General features: G+C 66.9%; 14 protein-coding genes and 1 other RNA gene. 9 read left to right on the plus strand and 6 right to left on the minus strand.

The annotated features are described in order from the left end of the window. Positions 1–129: 129 nt before the first annotated feature. The 6 genes from J8I35_RS21750 to trxA all read right to left on the minus strand — a co-directional run bounded on the left by J8I35_RS21750 (position 130) and on the right by trxA (position 5,392). Positions 130–396: a type B 50S ribosomal protein L31 gene (locus J8I35_RS21750; RefSeq protein WP_050013208.1), complete on the minus strand. Its 267-nt coding sequence runs from the start codon at positions 394–396 to the stop codon at positions 130–132. A 158-nt stretch (positions 397–554) separates the two neighbouring features. Further along, positions 555–1,388, minus strand: a complete 834-nt coding sequence (locus J8I35_RS21755; protein WP_209926869.1) for a M90 family metallopeptidase — start codon at positions 1,386–1,388, stop codon at positions 555–557. Positions 1,389–1,426: 38 nt separating this feature from the next. After that, the gene (locus J8I35_RS21760) at positions 1,427–2,980 is read right to left on the minus strand and encodes an MFS transporter (protein ID WP_209926871.1); all 1,554 of its coding nucleotides are present in this window, start codon (positions 2,978–2,980) and stop codon (positions 1,427–1,429) included. Further along, complete coding sequence (locus tag J8I35_RS21765; RefSeq protein WP_209926872.1) at positions 2,977–3,477, minus strand: MerR family transcriptional regulator; 501 nt, start codon at positions 3,475–3,477, stop codon at positions 2,977–2,979. Before J8I35_RS21765 ends, J8I35_RS21760 begins: the two co-directional genes overlap by 4 nt. Before the next feature lie 130 nt (positions 3,478–3,607). Beyond that, a complete protein-coding gene (rho, locus tag J8I35_RS21770) occupies positions 3,608–4,870 on the minus strand; it encodes a transcription termination factor Rho (protein WP_006478662.1) in 1,263 nt (420 codons plus the stop codon). Between the two features lie 195 nt (positions 4,871–5,065). After that, a complete protein-coding gene (trxA, locus tag J8I35_RS21775) occupies positions 5,066–5,392 on the minus strand; it encodes a thioredoxin TrxA (protein WP_006402348.1) in 327 nt (108 codons plus the stop codon). A 388-nt stretch (positions 5,393–5,780) separates the two neighbouring features. Here trxA and ffs point away from each other — a divergent pair. The 9 genes from ffs (at position 5,781) to rpoS (ending at position 14,609) form a co-directional block, all read left to right on the plus strand. Beyond that, an RNA gene (ffs, locus tag J8I35_RS21780) (signal recognition particle sRNA small type) lies at positions 5,781–5,879 on the plus strand. 127 nt (positions 5,880–6,006) lie between these two features. Next, positions 6,007–8,373 carry a DNA polymerase III subunit gamma/tau gene (locus J8I35_RS21785; RefSeq protein WP_209926873.1) on the plus strand — a complete coding sequence of 789 codons (2,367 nt, stop codon included), beginning with the start codon at positions 6,007–6,009 and terminating at the stop codon, positions 8,371–8,373. A gap of 95 nt (positions 8,374–8,468) precedes the next feature. Then, complete coding sequence (locus tag J8I35_RS21790) at positions 8,469–8,795, plus strand: YbaB/EbfC family nucleoid-associated protein (RefSeq protein WP_006482124.1); 327 nt, start codon at positions 8,469–8,471, stop codon at positions 8,793–8,795. 31 nt (positions 8,796–8,826) lie between these two features. After that, positions 8,827–9,423 carry a recombination mediator RecR gene (recR, locus tag J8I35_RS21795; RefSeq protein ID WP_006478665.1) on the plus strand — a complete coding sequence of 199 codons (597 nt, stop codon included), beginning with the start codon at positions 8,827–8,829 and terminating at the stop codon, positions 9,421–9,423. Positions 9,424–9,502: 79 nt separating this feature from the next. Continuing rightward, a complete protein-coding gene (locus tag J8I35_RS21800; RefSeq protein ID WP_050013203.1) occupies positions 9,503–10,708 on the plus strand; it encodes a CaiB/BaiF CoA-transferase family protein in 1,206 nt (401 codons plus the stop codon). A gap of 217 nt (positions 10,709–10,925) precedes the next feature. Beyond that, entirely contained in the window at positions 10,926–11,687 is a 762-nt protein-coding gene (surE, locus tag J8I35_RS21805; RefSeq protein ID WP_050013202.1) for a 5'/3'-nucleotidase SurE, read from the plus strand. Beyond that, positions 11,684–12,616 (plus strand): protein-L-isoaspartate(D-aspartate) O-methyltransferase, encoded by a 933-nt coding sequence (locus tag J8I35_RS21810; protein ID WP_050013201.1) that lies wholly within the window; start codon positions 11,684–11,686, stop codon positions 12,614–12,616. Before surE ends, J8I35_RS21810 begins: the two co-directional genes overlap by 4 nt. 5 nt (positions 12,617–12,621) lie before the next feature. Then, a complete protein-coding gene (locus tag J8I35_RS21815; protein ID WP_050013200.1) occupies positions 12,622–13,509 on the plus strand; it encodes a peptidoglycan DD-metalloendopeptidase family protein in 888 nt (295 codons plus the stop codon). Between the two features lie 11 nt (positions 13,510–13,520). Continuing rightward, positions 13,521–14,609, plus strand: a complete 1,089-nt coding sequence (gene rpoS / locus J8I35_RS21820) for an RNA polymerase sigma factor RpoS (RefSeq protein WP_209926875.1) — start codon at positions 13,521–13,523, stop codon at positions 14,607–14,609.

The raw sequence follows: 14,609 nt of genomic DNA on the forward strand, positions 1-14,609 counted from the left end.
CTGTTGTGCGTCAGGTCGTTTCCCGGGCGCCGGCCGGTGTCTTCCGGGCGAGCAGAGACAAAAAAGGGCAGCCTGGGCTGCCCTTTCGTGCGGTACCGGTGCGTTGCCGCCGCCGGATCGGTGCAAGGCTTACTTTGCTGCAGCCTTGCCGTTGGCGCGTGCGCCGAACTTGTTCTTGAACTTCTCGACACGGCCTGCCGTGTCCATGATCTTTTGCTGACCCGTGTAGAACGAGTGCGATTCCGACGACACTTCGATCTTGGCGAGCGGGTAGGTCTTGCCGTCGAGTTCGATGTTTTCGCGCGTCTGGATCGTCGAGCGCGTGATGAACTTGAAGCCGTTCGACATGTCTTGGAAGACGACTTCGCGGTAATTCGGGTGGATGCCTTCTTTCATGGTCTTTCCTTGGTGAGAGCGGTAGCCAACCCGCCGCTTGCCGTGCCGGGTACGCCCATTTGCGTATCACCAGACGACGCCAAGCCCGGCGCGAGCCACTTGCCTAAGGTCGAAAAACGGCGATTATGCCAGAAAATCAGACGGTTGACGAATAATTTTCACGGTGCATCGAGCGCGCCGGTGCCGGCCGGATCCTGCCGATAGTAGCGCGCGAGCAGCCGGTACAGCTCCGGAAATTCGGACTCGAACGCCTTCGGCCGCACGAACAGCGCCTCGCTGCACACCGCGAAGAATTCCGACGGGTGATCGGCCGCATAGGGATCGATCAGCGAATCCCGCTCGAAGCGCGCCCACGCGCGGTCCGGCACCGCGTCGACGCGCGCGCAGAACCGGTCGTAGGCGGGTTCGAACACGTCGGCCCACGCCTGTGCGTCCAGGTGCGGCGCATGCCAGCGGCGAAAAAGGGGGGGATAGCCGTCGGCCGCGCCGTTGACCATGTCGATCTTGTGCGCGAACTCGTGGATCACGACGTTGTACGCGTCGCGGCCGTCCGTCATCTGCGCGTCTTCCCACGACAGGATCACCGGGCCGCCTTCCCATGCCTCGCCGCTCGCGTCCTGCTCGACTTCGTGGACGACGCCGTCCTCGTCCTGCACGGTCTTGCGGATCAAGAATTCGCCCGGATACACGACGACGCCGACCCAGCCGTCGTACAGCGACAGGTCGAGATTCAGCACGGGCAGGCAGGCCTGCGCGGCGATCGCGACGATCATCGCGTCGGTCAGCTCGAGCCCGTGCGCGGTCGAAAACGATTTTTTCGCGACGAACAGGCTCGTCAGTTCGCGCAGCCGGCCGAGCGCGTCGGGCGGCAGGGCGGCGAGGAACGGCAGGCGCTCGACGGTTTCTTGCCACAGCGCGTCCGGAATCGGATGGCTGCGCAGCGCGCGGTCGCGGCGGCGGTCGTCGAACCAGCGGGTCAGTTTCGAGAGCATGGAGGCTTCGGACGAAAATCCAAAGCCTGTCTTTTAACTCAATCGATCTGTTTTTGCCATGCCGCGAAGAGGCCGCCGACGAGCGCGACGCCCGCGAGGAAGTAAAAACCGTCGAGCGATGCGAGGAACGACGCCTGTTGCGCGACCATCCGCGCGATCGACGCGATCGCGAGGCCATGCGCGTCGTTCAGCGCGTGGCCCGCAGCCGCATAGCCGCGCGTCAGTGCGTCGGCGGTCTGCTGGAACAGCGGATCGAACACGTTCGCGCGCTCGACGAGCCGCGTCTGATGCATGGCCAGCCGGTGCTGCTCGACGATGATCACCGAGGACGTCGCGAACGAGATCGTCAGTTGCCGCACGATGTTCTTCACCCGATAGCCATGCGAGTATTCGTCGATCGCGAAGATCCGGAACGTGAGGTTCGCGACCGGCAGCACGATGAACAGCAGCAACAATCCGCGCAGCAGCAGCGGGACGACCAGCGCCGCTTCGCCGACCTGCGGCGTCATCCGCGTCATCGATAGCGCGGCCGTGACGGCGATCGCGAACCCCGGTACGACGAACCACTTCTTGTGCGTGACGAATTTCGCGTAGCGCAGGTAGGCGAACAGCGCGGTGGCCGAAAGCAGCGACGTCGTGCCGACCAGGCGCCCGGCATTCTCGACCGGATAGCCGAGGCCGCCCTCGAGCAACCGCGCCGTCAGGTAGCTGAAGCCCGTCGTCTCGTAGTAATAGAACATGTAGAGCAGCAGCCCGACCTGGAACGTCCGCTCGCGAAACGCATGCAGCCGCACGAGCGGCGTCGGATGATGCCATTGGTGATACGCGAACCATGCGAGCGCGCCGAGCCCCGCGATCGTCAGCACGATCAGCATCGGCGAGCCGCTGTAGAGCTGGTAATGCACCTGCTGCAGCACGATCTGCAGCGCGCCTTGCGCGAGTGCGAACACGACGTACGGCCAGAAATGGCCGGAGCCGCGTTCGTCGTCCGGCGTGCGGCCCGAATCGGGCAGCGTGAGCAACGCGAGGATCGCGAACGCGATGCCGGCCGGCGCCGTGCACGCGAACAGTGCGCGCCACGTCGAATGCGCGACCAGCAGCCCGCCGACGATCGGCGCGAGCGCGCTGCCGAGCAGGATCATGATCAGGAACGCGCGCGTCGCGGGCGGCCGTGCCGGCGGCTTGAAGCTGATCTGGATCAGGATCCGGCACGCGCCCATCATCGGGCCGATGAAATAGCCCTGGAAGCCGCGCGCGAACGCCAGCGTCAGCGACGTGTCGGCCAGTGCCGCCGCGATCGCGCCGAACGAGAACATCAGCATGCAGCCCGCGACGTAGCGGCGATGGCCGAGCCGGTCGACCCACCATTGCTGCTGCAGGATGCCGAGCACGGCCGTGACCGCGTAGGCGCTCGACGACCACACGAGTTCGTCGGGCGACGCGTTGATGCCGCCCGCGATGTAGCTCGCGAAGAACGAGAAGACGGCGTTGTCGAAGTAGTCGATGCCGGTGACGAGCGCGAGCGCCCATGGAAACAGGTCCGCGCGCAGGTTCGCGCGGCTCCACAGCGGCCGGCCCGGCACCGTGTTCATTCGTGATCCTTGCGTGCGCGCCGCGTGCCGGCCTCGGCCCGCCGCTGCGCGATCAGCGCATCGGCGTTCTCGCCGGCGAGGCGCCGCTCGACGTAGTCGATATCGTGCTGCAGTTCCTTGCGCAGCGAAACGGCTTCCTTCAGCTCGCGCTGGACGGCCGCGATCCGCCGATCGAGCGTGTCGATCTGCTCGGCGAGGCCGGCGCGGATGTCGCGCAGCGACGCATCCGAATAGCGGCGCCGGCCGTCGCCGGTTTCTTCCAGCGGGCGCTTGAGCATTTCGGTGATGCCGTGCAGCGAGAAGCCGAGCGCGCGCAGCCGCAGGATTCGCGCGAAGCGCTCGAGGTCGGCTTCGTCGTAGAGGCGGTAGCGGCCTTCGCTGCGCGATGGCGTGACGAGCCCGCGCTCTTCGTAGTATTTGAGCGTGCGTGGCGTCACCCCGAGCCGCGACGCGGCGTCGCCGACGGTCAATAGCGGGGTGGCGGCGTCGTTCGGCATCGGAGGTGGGGAATTCGGCGGGACAATGACGCGATTATAGATCAACCTGTACGTTCACGTTCAGGTTGGGATCGAAAAACGGCCGCCGGGCAGGATGCGCGGGCGGCCGTGTTGCGGAGCGGGACGGCGATCAGCCGCCGCGGCGCATCAGGTCGAAGAACTCGGAATTGCTCTTCGTCTGGCGGATCTTGTCGAGCAGGAATTCCATCGCCTCGACTTCGTCCATGTCGTGGATGAACTTGCGCAGCACCCAGATCTTCTGAAGGATCTCGGGCTTGATCAGCATTTCCTCGCGACGCGTGCCCGATTTGTTCAGGTTGATCGACGGGTACACGCGCTTTTCCGCGAGACGGCGCTCGAGGTGCACTTCCATGTTGCCGGTGCCCTTGAACTCTTCGTAGATCACGTCGTCCATGCGGCTGCCGGTTTCGATCAGCGCGGTGCCGATGATCGTCAGCGAGCCGCCTTCCTCGATGTTGCGCGCCGCGCCGAAGAAGCGCTTCGGACGCTGCAGCGCGTTCGCGTCGACACCGCCCGTCAGCACCTTGCCCGACGCCGGGATCACGGTGTTGTACGCACGCGCGAGACGCGTGATCGAGTCGAGCAGAATCACGACGTCGTGCTTCATTTCGACGAGGCGCTTCGCCTTCTCGATCACCATTTCGGCGACCTGGACGTGGCGCGTGGCCGGTTCGTCGAACGTCGACGCGATCACTTCGCCGGCGACCGAGCGCTGCATTTCGGTCACTTCTTCCGGACGCTCGTCGATCAGCAGCACGAACAGGATCACGTCCGGGTGGTTCTGCTTGATCGCGTGCGCGATGTGCTGGAGCATCACGGTCTTGCCTGACTTCGGCGACGCGACGAGCAGGCCGCGCTGGCCCTTGCCGATCGGCGCGATCATGTCGATGATGCGGCCCGTGACGTTTTCCTCGCCGCGCATTTCGCGTTCGAGCGACAGCGGCTTGTTCGGGTGCAGCGGCGTGAGGTTCTCGAACATGATCTTGTGTTTCGAGGCCTCGGGCGGCTGCCCGTTGACTTTGTCGACCTTCACCAGCGCGAAGTAGCGCTCGCCGTCCTTCGGCGTGCGGACTTCACCTTCGATGGTGTCGCCGGTGTGCAGGTTGAAGCGGCGGATCTGCGACGGGCTGATATAAATGTCGTCGGTGCTCGCGAGGTACGACATTTCCGGCGAGCGCAGGAAGCCGAAGCCGTCCGGCAGCACTTCGAGCGTGCCGTCGCCGAAGATCGTCTCTCCCGTCTTGGCGCGCTTTTTGAGAATGGCGAACATCAGCTCCTGCTTGCGCAGGCGGTTCGCGTTTTCGATCTCCAGGCCATTGGCCATTTCGATCAGTTCGGAGACGTGCAGAGACTTGAGCTCGGATAAATGCATACGGAGAACCCGCCAGGGAGGAGATGCGACGAAAGAAAATAAGGGAGGAGGGCGAGCGGAAGCGCTCAGAGACTTAAATGCGTCTTGTCGACGTTTTTTAATTCTAGCATAGCCCGATTCGCGCTTGAGCGAGCGATCGGCGGCTTGACAACGGACGTGTTGCCGACTGACAACACGTCCGCGGAACTGCCGGTATTACAGGTGGCTGTCCAGGAACGCGGTGAGCTGCGACTTCGACAGCGCGCCGACCTTCTGTGCGGCGGCCGCGCCGTTCTTGAACAGGATCAGCGTCGGGATGCCGCGCACGCCGAACTTCGCGGGCGTGGCCTGGTTGTCGTCGACGTTGATTTTCGCGATCTGCAGCTTGTCGCCGTAGTCCTTCGCGACTTCGTCGAGGATCGGGGCGATCATCTTGCACGGGCCGCACCATTCGGCCCAGAAATCGACGAGCACGGGCTTGTCGGACTTGACGACGTCCTGTTCGAACGATGCGTCGCTGATGTGTTTGATCTGTTCGCTCATTGGGTCAATACCTCTTACGGTTCGGGGACTGCCTGCTTGCGCGTTGCAGCGTACCGGCCGCCGCAGGCTGCCGGCCGCTGCGGCAGGGCACTCCGCCTTCCGGGAAGGAGGGACGTAAGCGCTGCATGCCGCGGCTCGCGGGTCGTTCGGGCGTCATATTAGCCTAAATTGCTATCTGCTGCGGGCGGCGATAGTAGCCGCTACGCGAGTAGGGGTACGACGCGACGTTCGACCGTTGTGTCACGCAGGTGGAGGCCGGTTCGCCGATTACAAGGGGCGGCCGCATGCAACGTGTCTGAATGAGTGATGCGCCGGTTTGCCCGGCGAGATTCGCATTGATGCGAACAAACGGTCGCATTCGTCCGGAAGCGGTGATAGAATATGCCGTGACGGGCCTCCTCGCATGGTGGGGCGGTGAACCTGGTCAGGTCGGGAACGAAGCAGCCACAATCGTTTTCCGCCAGTGCCGAGGGTTGGGCTCGTCACCTTCCTTCTCGCCCCGTTCGCAGGGCGTTTTTTATTTCTGCGCCACACTCCGTTCGACCTGCGCCTTGCCCGTGTTCCGCACCGTTTCGCGTGTCGGCGCGACGCAGCGTTACTGATACAATTTCCCGATGACCTATCAAGTTCTCGCACGCAAGTGGCGTCCGAAGGATTTCGCTTCGCTCGTCGGCCAGGAGCACGTCGTCAGGGCGCTCACGCACGCGCTCGACGGCGGGCGTCTCCATCACGCCTATCTGTTTACCGGAACCCGCGGTGTCGGCAAGACGACGCTGTCGCGGATCTTCGCGAAGGCGCTCAACTGTGAAACCGGCGTCACGTCGCAGCCGTGCGGCGTGTGTCGCGCCTGTCGCGAGATCGACGAGGGCCGTTTCGTCGATTACGTCGAGATGGACGCGGCGAGCAACCGCGGCGTCGACGAGATGGCCGCGCTGCTCGAGCGCGCGGTGTACGCGCCCGTCGATGCGCGCTTCAAGGTCTACATGATCGACGAAGTGCACATGCTGACGAACCACGCGTTCAACGCGATGCTGAAGACGCTCGAAGAGCCGCCGCCGCACGTCAAGTTCATCCTCGCGACGACCGATCCGCAGAAAATCCCCGTCACCGTGCTGTCGCGCTGCCTGCAGTTCAACCTGAAGCAGATGCCGGCCGGGCACATCGTGTCGCATCTCGAGCGGATCCTCGGCGAAGAGCAGATCACGTTCGAGCCGCAGGCGCTGCGCCTGCTCGCGCGCGCCGCGCAGGGCAGCATGCGCGACGCGCTGTCGCTGACCGACCAGGCGATCGCCTATTCGGCGAACGAGGTGACCGAGTCGGCGGTGTCGGGCATGCTTGGCGCGCTCGACCAGACTTACATGGTGCGCCTGCTCGACGCGCTCGCGGCCGGCAACGGCCCGGAAATCCTCGCGATTGCCGACGAGATGTCGCTGCGCAGCCTGTCGTTCTCGACCGCGCTGCAGGATCTCGCGAGCCTGCTGCACCGGGTCGCGTGGGCGCAGTTCGCGCCGGGCTCGGTGCTCGACGAATGGCCGGAAGCGGCCGACCTGCGCCGTTTCGCGGAGACGCTGAGCCCCGAGCAGGTGCAATTGTTCTATCAGATCGCGACGGTCGGGCGCGCCGAGCTCGGCCTGGCGCCGGACGAATACGCCGGCTTCACGATGACGCTGCTGCGGATGCTCGCGTTCGAGCCGGCCGCTGGCGCCGGCAGTGCGCCGGCCGGTCAGCCGTCCGTGCCGCCGCGTGCGGTGCCGGCTCCGCGCGCTGCTGCGGCGAAGCCGGTAGCTGCCGCAGCACGGCCGCAAGCCGCGGCGCCGGCTGCGCCTGTTGCGCCGGTCGCGCGTTCGGCGCCGGCGCAGTCCAGTGACGAAGCCGCCCGGCCGGTCGCCAAGCCGGCGGTCGTTTCGGCGCCGGCGGAAGCACCCGTTTCGGCGCCCGAAAAGGCAGCTCCGGCACCGGTCGCGGCCGACGTTCAAGCGATCGAGCCGCCGCAGCCGGAGGAGAAGGCTGCGCCCGCCGGCGACGCGCCGCCTCCCGCCCGCAAGGAACCCGAGCCGCCTGCCGTTGCCGCCGCGCAGCGAAACGACGAACCGGTGCCGCAGCCCGCATCGGCGCCGCGCGCCGCGTCGCCCGAGCCGGCCGCCGCCCGTCCGGCGGCGCGCGCGGGCGGTGCCGCCGCCGCGCTCGACGTGCTGCGCAATGCAGGGATGCGCGTGTCGTCGGACCGCGGGCGCGCAGGCGCGGCAGCGAAGCCGGCGGCGGCCCAGCCGGCCGCCGAAAAACCGGCCGCGCCGCGTCCCGCCGTTCAGGTGCCGACGCCGCGTGCCGCTGCGCGTGCGCCGCAAGCAGCCGATTCGCGCCAGCCGTCGCCGCCGTGGGAAGACATCCCGCCGGACGACTACGTACCGCTCAGCGCCGACGAGATGTTCGGCGGTTCCGACGACGGCTTCGTGCCGGTGTTCGACAGCGGTCCCGACGATGTGCGCGTGACGCCGAAGCCGGCGGAAGCCCGTCCGGCCGCGCCGATCGACACGCGCCCGTTGCCGCCGGCGATCGCGCTCGATGCGATCGGCTTCGACGGCGAATGGCCGGCGCTCGCCGCGCGGCTGCCGCTGAAGGGCGTCGCGTACCAGCTTGCGTTCAACAGCGAACTGACGGCCGTCGATGCGAGCGCATTGAAATTGTCGGTGCCGGTGCCGCAGTATGCGGACGCCGCGCAGGTGGCGAAGCTGAAGGCCGCACTGGCCGATGCGCTCGGCAAGCCGGTCGAGGTGAGCGTCGAGGTCGGGCCCGCCCGGCGCACCGCGGCGGCGCTCGATGCGGCCGCGCGCGCGGCACGCCAGCGCGAAGCCGAGCAGGAGATTCACGGCGATCCGTTCGTCCAGCAGCTCGTGCGCGACTTCGGTGCGCGCATCGTCGAGGGCTCGGTGCGCCCGCTCGCCGATTCGGCGCCGGACGGCGCGCCGCCTACGCTGCATTGAACTGACCGCCCCGCGACAGGCACAATCACGCCCCGCACACATTGGCCGGCACGCGCCGCGTGCCGGTTTTCACACGATCAAGAAGGAGTATTCCCATGTTGAAAGGCAACCTCGCCGGACTGATGAAGCAAGCGCAGCAAATGCAGGAAAACATGAAGAAGATGCAGGAGCAGCTTGCGCTGATCGAGGTCGAAGGGCAGTCGGGCGCCGGCCTCGTCAAGGTGACGATGACGTGCCGCAACGAAGTGCGCCGCGTGTCGATCGACCCGAGCCTGCTCGCGGACGACAAGGACATGCTCGAGGATCTCGTCGCCGCTGCGTTCAACGACGCGGTGCGCAAGGCCGAAGCCACGTCGCAGGAAAAGATGAGCGGCATGACGTCGGGCCTGCCGCTGCCCCCGGGCTTCAAGCTGCCGTTCTGAGCGCCGCGTCCTTGCCACCGTTTGCCGCCGTATGAAACAGCCGTCCGCCTTGTCCGCTCTCGTCGAAGCGTTGCGCGTGCTGCCCGGCGTCGGGCCGAAATCCGCGCAGCGCATGGCGGTTCACCTGATGCAGCACGACCGCGAGGGCGCGGAGCGGCTCGGCCGGTCACTGCTGTTCGCAACCGAGCACCTGCAGCACTGCGAGAAGTGCAACACGTTCACCGAAGCGCAGATCTGCGAGGTCTGCAGCGACGAGGAGCGTGATCCGACGCTGCTGTGCGTCGTCGAGACGCCTGCCGACCAGATCATGCTCGAGCAGACGATGACCTACCGCGGGCTGTATTTCGTGCTGATGGGGCGACTGAGCCCGCTCGACGGAATCGGCCCGAAGGAAATCCATTTCGACCGCCTCGTGCGGCGCGCATCCGACGGCGTCGTCAAGGAAGTCGTGCTCGCGACCAACTTCACGAACGAAGGCGAAGCCACCGCCCACTACCTCGGCCAGACGCTCAAGGCGCGCGGGCTGGCCGTCACGCGCCTTGCGCGCGGCGTGCCGGTGGGCGGCGAGCTCGAGTACGTCGACGCGGGCACCATCGCCCGCGCGATGCTCGACCGCCGCACGATGTAAGCCGGGCGCCGCCTGCCGGCGGCGCCGTTTCTTGTGGCAACGCATGCTGTGCCATATGTAAACAGACCCTAGGAGACACATGAGCACCAGCCAGGGCCCGCTCGCGGGCGTCAAAGTGCTCGAATTCGGAACGCTGATCGCGGGACCGTTCGCGTCGCGGCTGTTCGCCGAATTCGGCGCGGAAGTGATCAAGATCGAGGATCCGAACGGCGGCGACCCGCTGCGCAAGTGGCGCAAGCTCCATCCGGAGCAGGGCGGCACGTCGCTGTGGTGGTCGGTGCAGGCGCGCAACAAGAAATCGGTCACGCTCAATCTGAAAGCCGACGCCGGCAAGGCGATCGCGCGGCAGCTCGCGAGCGAGGCCGACATCGTGATCGAGAATTTCCGTCCGGGCCTGCTCGAAAAGCTCGGGCTCGGCTACGACGTGCTGTCGGCCGACAATCCGGGCCTCGTGATGGTGCGCCTGTCCGGCTATGGGCAGACGGGCCCGTACCGCGACCGCCCCGGCTTCGGCGCGATAGCCGAATCGATGGGCGGGCTGCGCCACATCACCGGCTATCCGGATCTGCCGCCGCCGCGCATCGGGATCTCGATCGGCGATTCGATCGCCGCGCTGCACGGCGTGATCGGCGCGCTGATGGCGCTCCATCACCGCAAGGTCAACGGCGGCGCGGGGCAGGTGGTCGACGTTGCACTCTATGAAGCCGTCTTCAACATGATGGAAAGCGTGGTGCCCGAGTACGGCGTGTACGGGATGGTGCGCGAGCGCACCGGCGCGTCGCTGCCGGGCATCGTGCCGTCGAATACGTACGCGTGCCGCGACGGCAGCATCGTGATCGGCGGCAACAGCGATCCGATCTTCAAGCGGCTGATGAAGGCGATCGAGCGCGACGACCTCGCCGACGATCCCGCGCTCGCGCAAAACGACGGGCGGGTGCCGCGCACGCAGGAAATCGACGACGCGATCGCCGCGTGGCTCGCGCCGCGCACGATCGACGAGGCGCTCGTCGTGCTCAATGCGGCCGACGTGCCGGCCGGGCGCATCTACAGCGCGGCCGACATGTTCACCGATCCGCAGTTCGTCGCGCGCCAGATGATCCAGCGTTTCAAGCTGGCCGACGGTACGGACATTCCGCTGCCGAACATCACGCCGAAGCTGTCGGACACGCCGGGCGAAACGCGCTGGCTCGGTCCCGAGCTGGGCGAGCATACCGACGAGGTGCTGCGCGGCCTCGGCTACGACGCGCACGCGATTGCCGCGCTGCGCGAGGCGGGCGCGATCTGAGCGCAGCCGGCGTAGCGCTTTGCGCCGGGCCGCTCGACGAAGGGTTCCCCGACGAGATTTTCGGCGGGCGGAAAACCCGGCGGCCCGGTGTTTTCCCCAACGCGCGGAACGCCGCCGCGCAGTGCGGCGGCGCATCGCGTGCCCATGCGTATACCCGCCCGTCCACGGCGGCCGGACTGTCGCTCTCGCGCCATCTTTCCTCGGTTACAATCGCCGGATGCGAATCCTACTCAGCAACGACGACGGCTATCTCGCCCCCGGTCTCGCCGCGCTCAGCGAAGCGCTGCAGCCGCTGGCCGAGCTTACGGTGATCGCGCCCGAGCAGAACTGCAGCGGCGCGTCGAATTCCCTCACGTTGTCGCGGCCGCTGTCGGTGCAGCGCGCAGCGGGTACGGGTTTCTTCTACGTGAACGGCACGCCGACTGATTCGGTGCACGTCGCGCTGACGGGGATGGCCGACGCGCGGCCGGACATCGTCGTGTCCGGCATCAACAATGGCCAGAACATGGGCGAAGACACGCTCTATTCGGGGACAGTTGCGGCCGCCACCGAAGGCATCATGTTCGGCGTGCCGGCCATCGCGTTCTCGCTGGTCGACAAGGGCTGGGCCCATCTGGCCGACGCCGCGCGCGTCGCCGCGGAAATCGTCGAGCACTACCTCGCGCATCCGCTGCCGGGCAACCCGTTGCTGAACGTCAATATTCCGAACCTGCCGTACGACCAACTGAAGGGCTGGCAGGTCACGCGCCTCGGCAAGCGTCATCCGTCGCAGCCGGTGATTCGCCAGACCGACCCGCGCGGCGAGCCGATCTACTGGATCGGCGCCGCGGGCGACGCGCTGGACGCCAGCGAAGGCACCGATTTTCACGCCGTCGCAAACGGTTTCGTATCGATCACGCCGCTGCAGCTCGATCTCACGCATACGCAGATGCTGCCCGCGACGCGCGAATGGGCGCGCGCCGGAGGGCGGGCTTCATGAGCGGCGAGCGCGCGAAGCGGTTCCCGCTCGCGCTCGAAGATCTCAAACGAGCGCCACGCAAATCGGAAGGTCGGCCCGGCGAACGCCAAGCGGCGGGTGCGGTGCCTAAGGCCGCCGACAAACCCGCAGCCGTACTGAAACCGGTTGCGGTGAAGCCGGCCGCCGCGCGGGCGCCGCTGCCGGGTATCGCCGCCGCGAAGCCGGCGACCGCACCGAAGCCGACCGCGCTGAAACCCGCGCTGCCGAAGCCGGCTGCGCCGAGCATCGCGCCGGCCGGCGCGTTCGCGCTCACGTCGGAACGTGTGCGCGAGCGGATGGTCGAACGGCTGCGCGCGAACGGCGTGACCGATGCGCGCGTGCTGGACGCGATGGCCGCGGTGCCGCGCCACCTGTTCGTGGATCCCGGGCTCGCGACGCAGGCCTACGAGGATTCGGCGTTGCCGATCGGCCACCAGCAGACCATTTCAAAGCCGTCGGTCGTCGCGCGCATGATCGAGCTCGCGATGGCCGGCCGCACGCTCGAGCGCGTGCTCGAGATCGGCACGGGTTGCGGCTATCAGGCCGCCGTGCTGAGCCACGTGGCACGCGACGTGTATTCGATTGAACGCATCAAGCCGCTCTACGAGCGCGCGAAGCTGAACCTGCGGCCGCTGCGCGTGCCGAACATCCGTCTGCATTACGGCGACGGGCGTGTCGGCCTGCCGTCCGCGGCCCCGTTCGACGCGATCGTGATCGCGGCGGCCGGGCTCGACGTGCCGCAGGCGCTGCTCGAGCAGCTCGCGATCGGCGGGCGGCTCGTCGCGCCGGTCGGCGCGCAGAGCGGACAGCACCAGGTGCTCACGCTCGTCGAGCGCGTCGCGCACGCGCAATGGCGAGAGTCCCGGCTTGATCGCGTTTTCTTTGTCCCTTTAAAATCCGGAGTGATTTGAAACCGATGAGTATGTTGCGCGCGATGCAAAACAACCGATCCAGGGAACCGCTCACGCTCGCCCAGCGCGCGATCTGTGTGGCTGCGTTCTCTACGCTACTGGCCGCCTGTGCGACGCGGCTCGACAACGCGCCCGTCGTCGACCGCTCCGGGTCGCTCGGTACGACCGCCGCCGCGCAGCCCGCGGCGCCGCTTCCGCCGGCGCCGCCGGGTTACTACCGGGTGAAGCCGGGCGACACGCTGTACCGGATCGCACTCGAAAACGGGCAGAACTATCGCGACATTGCGGCGTGGAACAATCTGGCGAACCCGAATCAGATCGAAGTCGACCAACTGCTGCGCGTGTCGCCGCAGGCCGGTGCCGCGGTCGCGGGTACGCAGGTCGCCGCGCCGATCGGAGGCGCCGCCGTTGCGACAGCGCCGCTCAGCAGCGGCCCCGCGACGCCGGCTGCCGGTACGTCGTCGTCGAGCGCGACGGCGCCTGCCGCGGCAGCCGCGTCGAGCGATACGGCGGCTGCTCCGAGCGGCCCCGTGACGTTCGCGTGGCCCGCGCGCGGCCCCGTGCTGAACGGGTTCGACGATGCGAAGAACAAGGGTGTCAATATCGGCGGGACGGCCGGCGAGGCCGTGAAGGCGGCGGCGGACGGCCGCGTCGTTTACTCCGGCAACGGTCTGCGTGGCTACGGCAACCTCATTATCATCAAACACGATGCAACTTACCTCACGGCGTATGCACACAATCGCGCTTTGATGGTAAAAGAGGGGGACGCGGTAACGAAGGGGCAGAAGATCGCCGAGATGGGTAACAGCGATGCCGACCGCGTGATGCTGCATTTCGAGGTTCGCCGGCAGGGTAAGCCTGTCGATCCGCTGAAGTATTTGCCGCCTCAATAACCGAGACGACCATGCCGAAATCGAAGCGCCACGAGCCGCAAGCCGAGTCTGAGAAGATCAGTCGTGCCACGCAAGCATCGGTGGGGCGAGTAGGTGCTTCGACGGACGACGAGGACGATGTCGCGGAAAACGAACGCGATCTCGAGACGCGCGACGCCGACACGGACGGCGGCGACGACGAGCGCGAAGGCCGCCAGGAAGCCGCGCCCGACGTCGACGATTTCCGCACGCTGCTGCAGGCCGAGCTCACGGCCGACACGATCCAGCATTACCTGAACCGCATCAGCGTGAAGCCGCTGCTGACGGTCGAGGAAGAGCAGCGCTATTCTCGTCTGGCGAAGGCCGGCGAATTCGAGGCGCGGCAGGTGATGATCGAGCGCAACCTGCGTCTCGTCGTCAGTATCGCGAAGGGGTACCTGAACCGCGGCGTGCCGCTGCTCGACCTGATCGAGGAAGGCAATCTCGGCCTGATGCACGCGATCGAGAAATTCGACCCGACGCGCGGTTTCCGCTTCTCGACCTACGCGACGTGGTGGATCCGGCAGAGCATCGAGCGGGCGATCATGAACCAGGCCCGCACGGTGCGCCTGCCCGTGCACGTGATCCGCGAACTGAACCAGGTGCTGCGCGCGAAGCGCCATCTCGAAAAGAATTCGATGTCGACGGGCGAGGCGGCCGAGCGCCGCGAAGCCAGCATCGACGACATCGCCTATCTCACCGGCAAGACCGCCGAGGAAGTCACCGATATCCTCGCGCTCAACGAACACACGGCGTCGCTCGACGCGCCGCTCGATCTTGATCCCGCGAGCAGCCTGCTCGACCTGCTGCCCGACGACCAGAGCCAGTCGCCCGACGCCGAAGTGCAGCACCGCGAGCTCGAAACGCTGACGCGCGCGTGGCTGTCGCGGCTGTCCGACAAGCACCGGCATGTGATCGAGCGCCGCTTCGGCCTGAACCACATCGAACCGGCGACGCTCGAGGAGCTCGCCGACGAGATGGGGCTCACGCGCGAGCGCGTGCGGCAGATCCAGCAGGAGGCGCTGGTGCGCCTCAAGCGGTTCTTCGCCTCCAACGGCGTGCGCAAGGACGCCGTTCTGTAA

Source organism: Burkholderia sp. CpTa8-5 (assembly GCF_017815045.1).
Lineage (GTDB): Bacteria > Pseudomonadota > Gammaproteobacteria > Burkholderiales > Burkholderiaceae > Burkholderia > Burkholderia sola.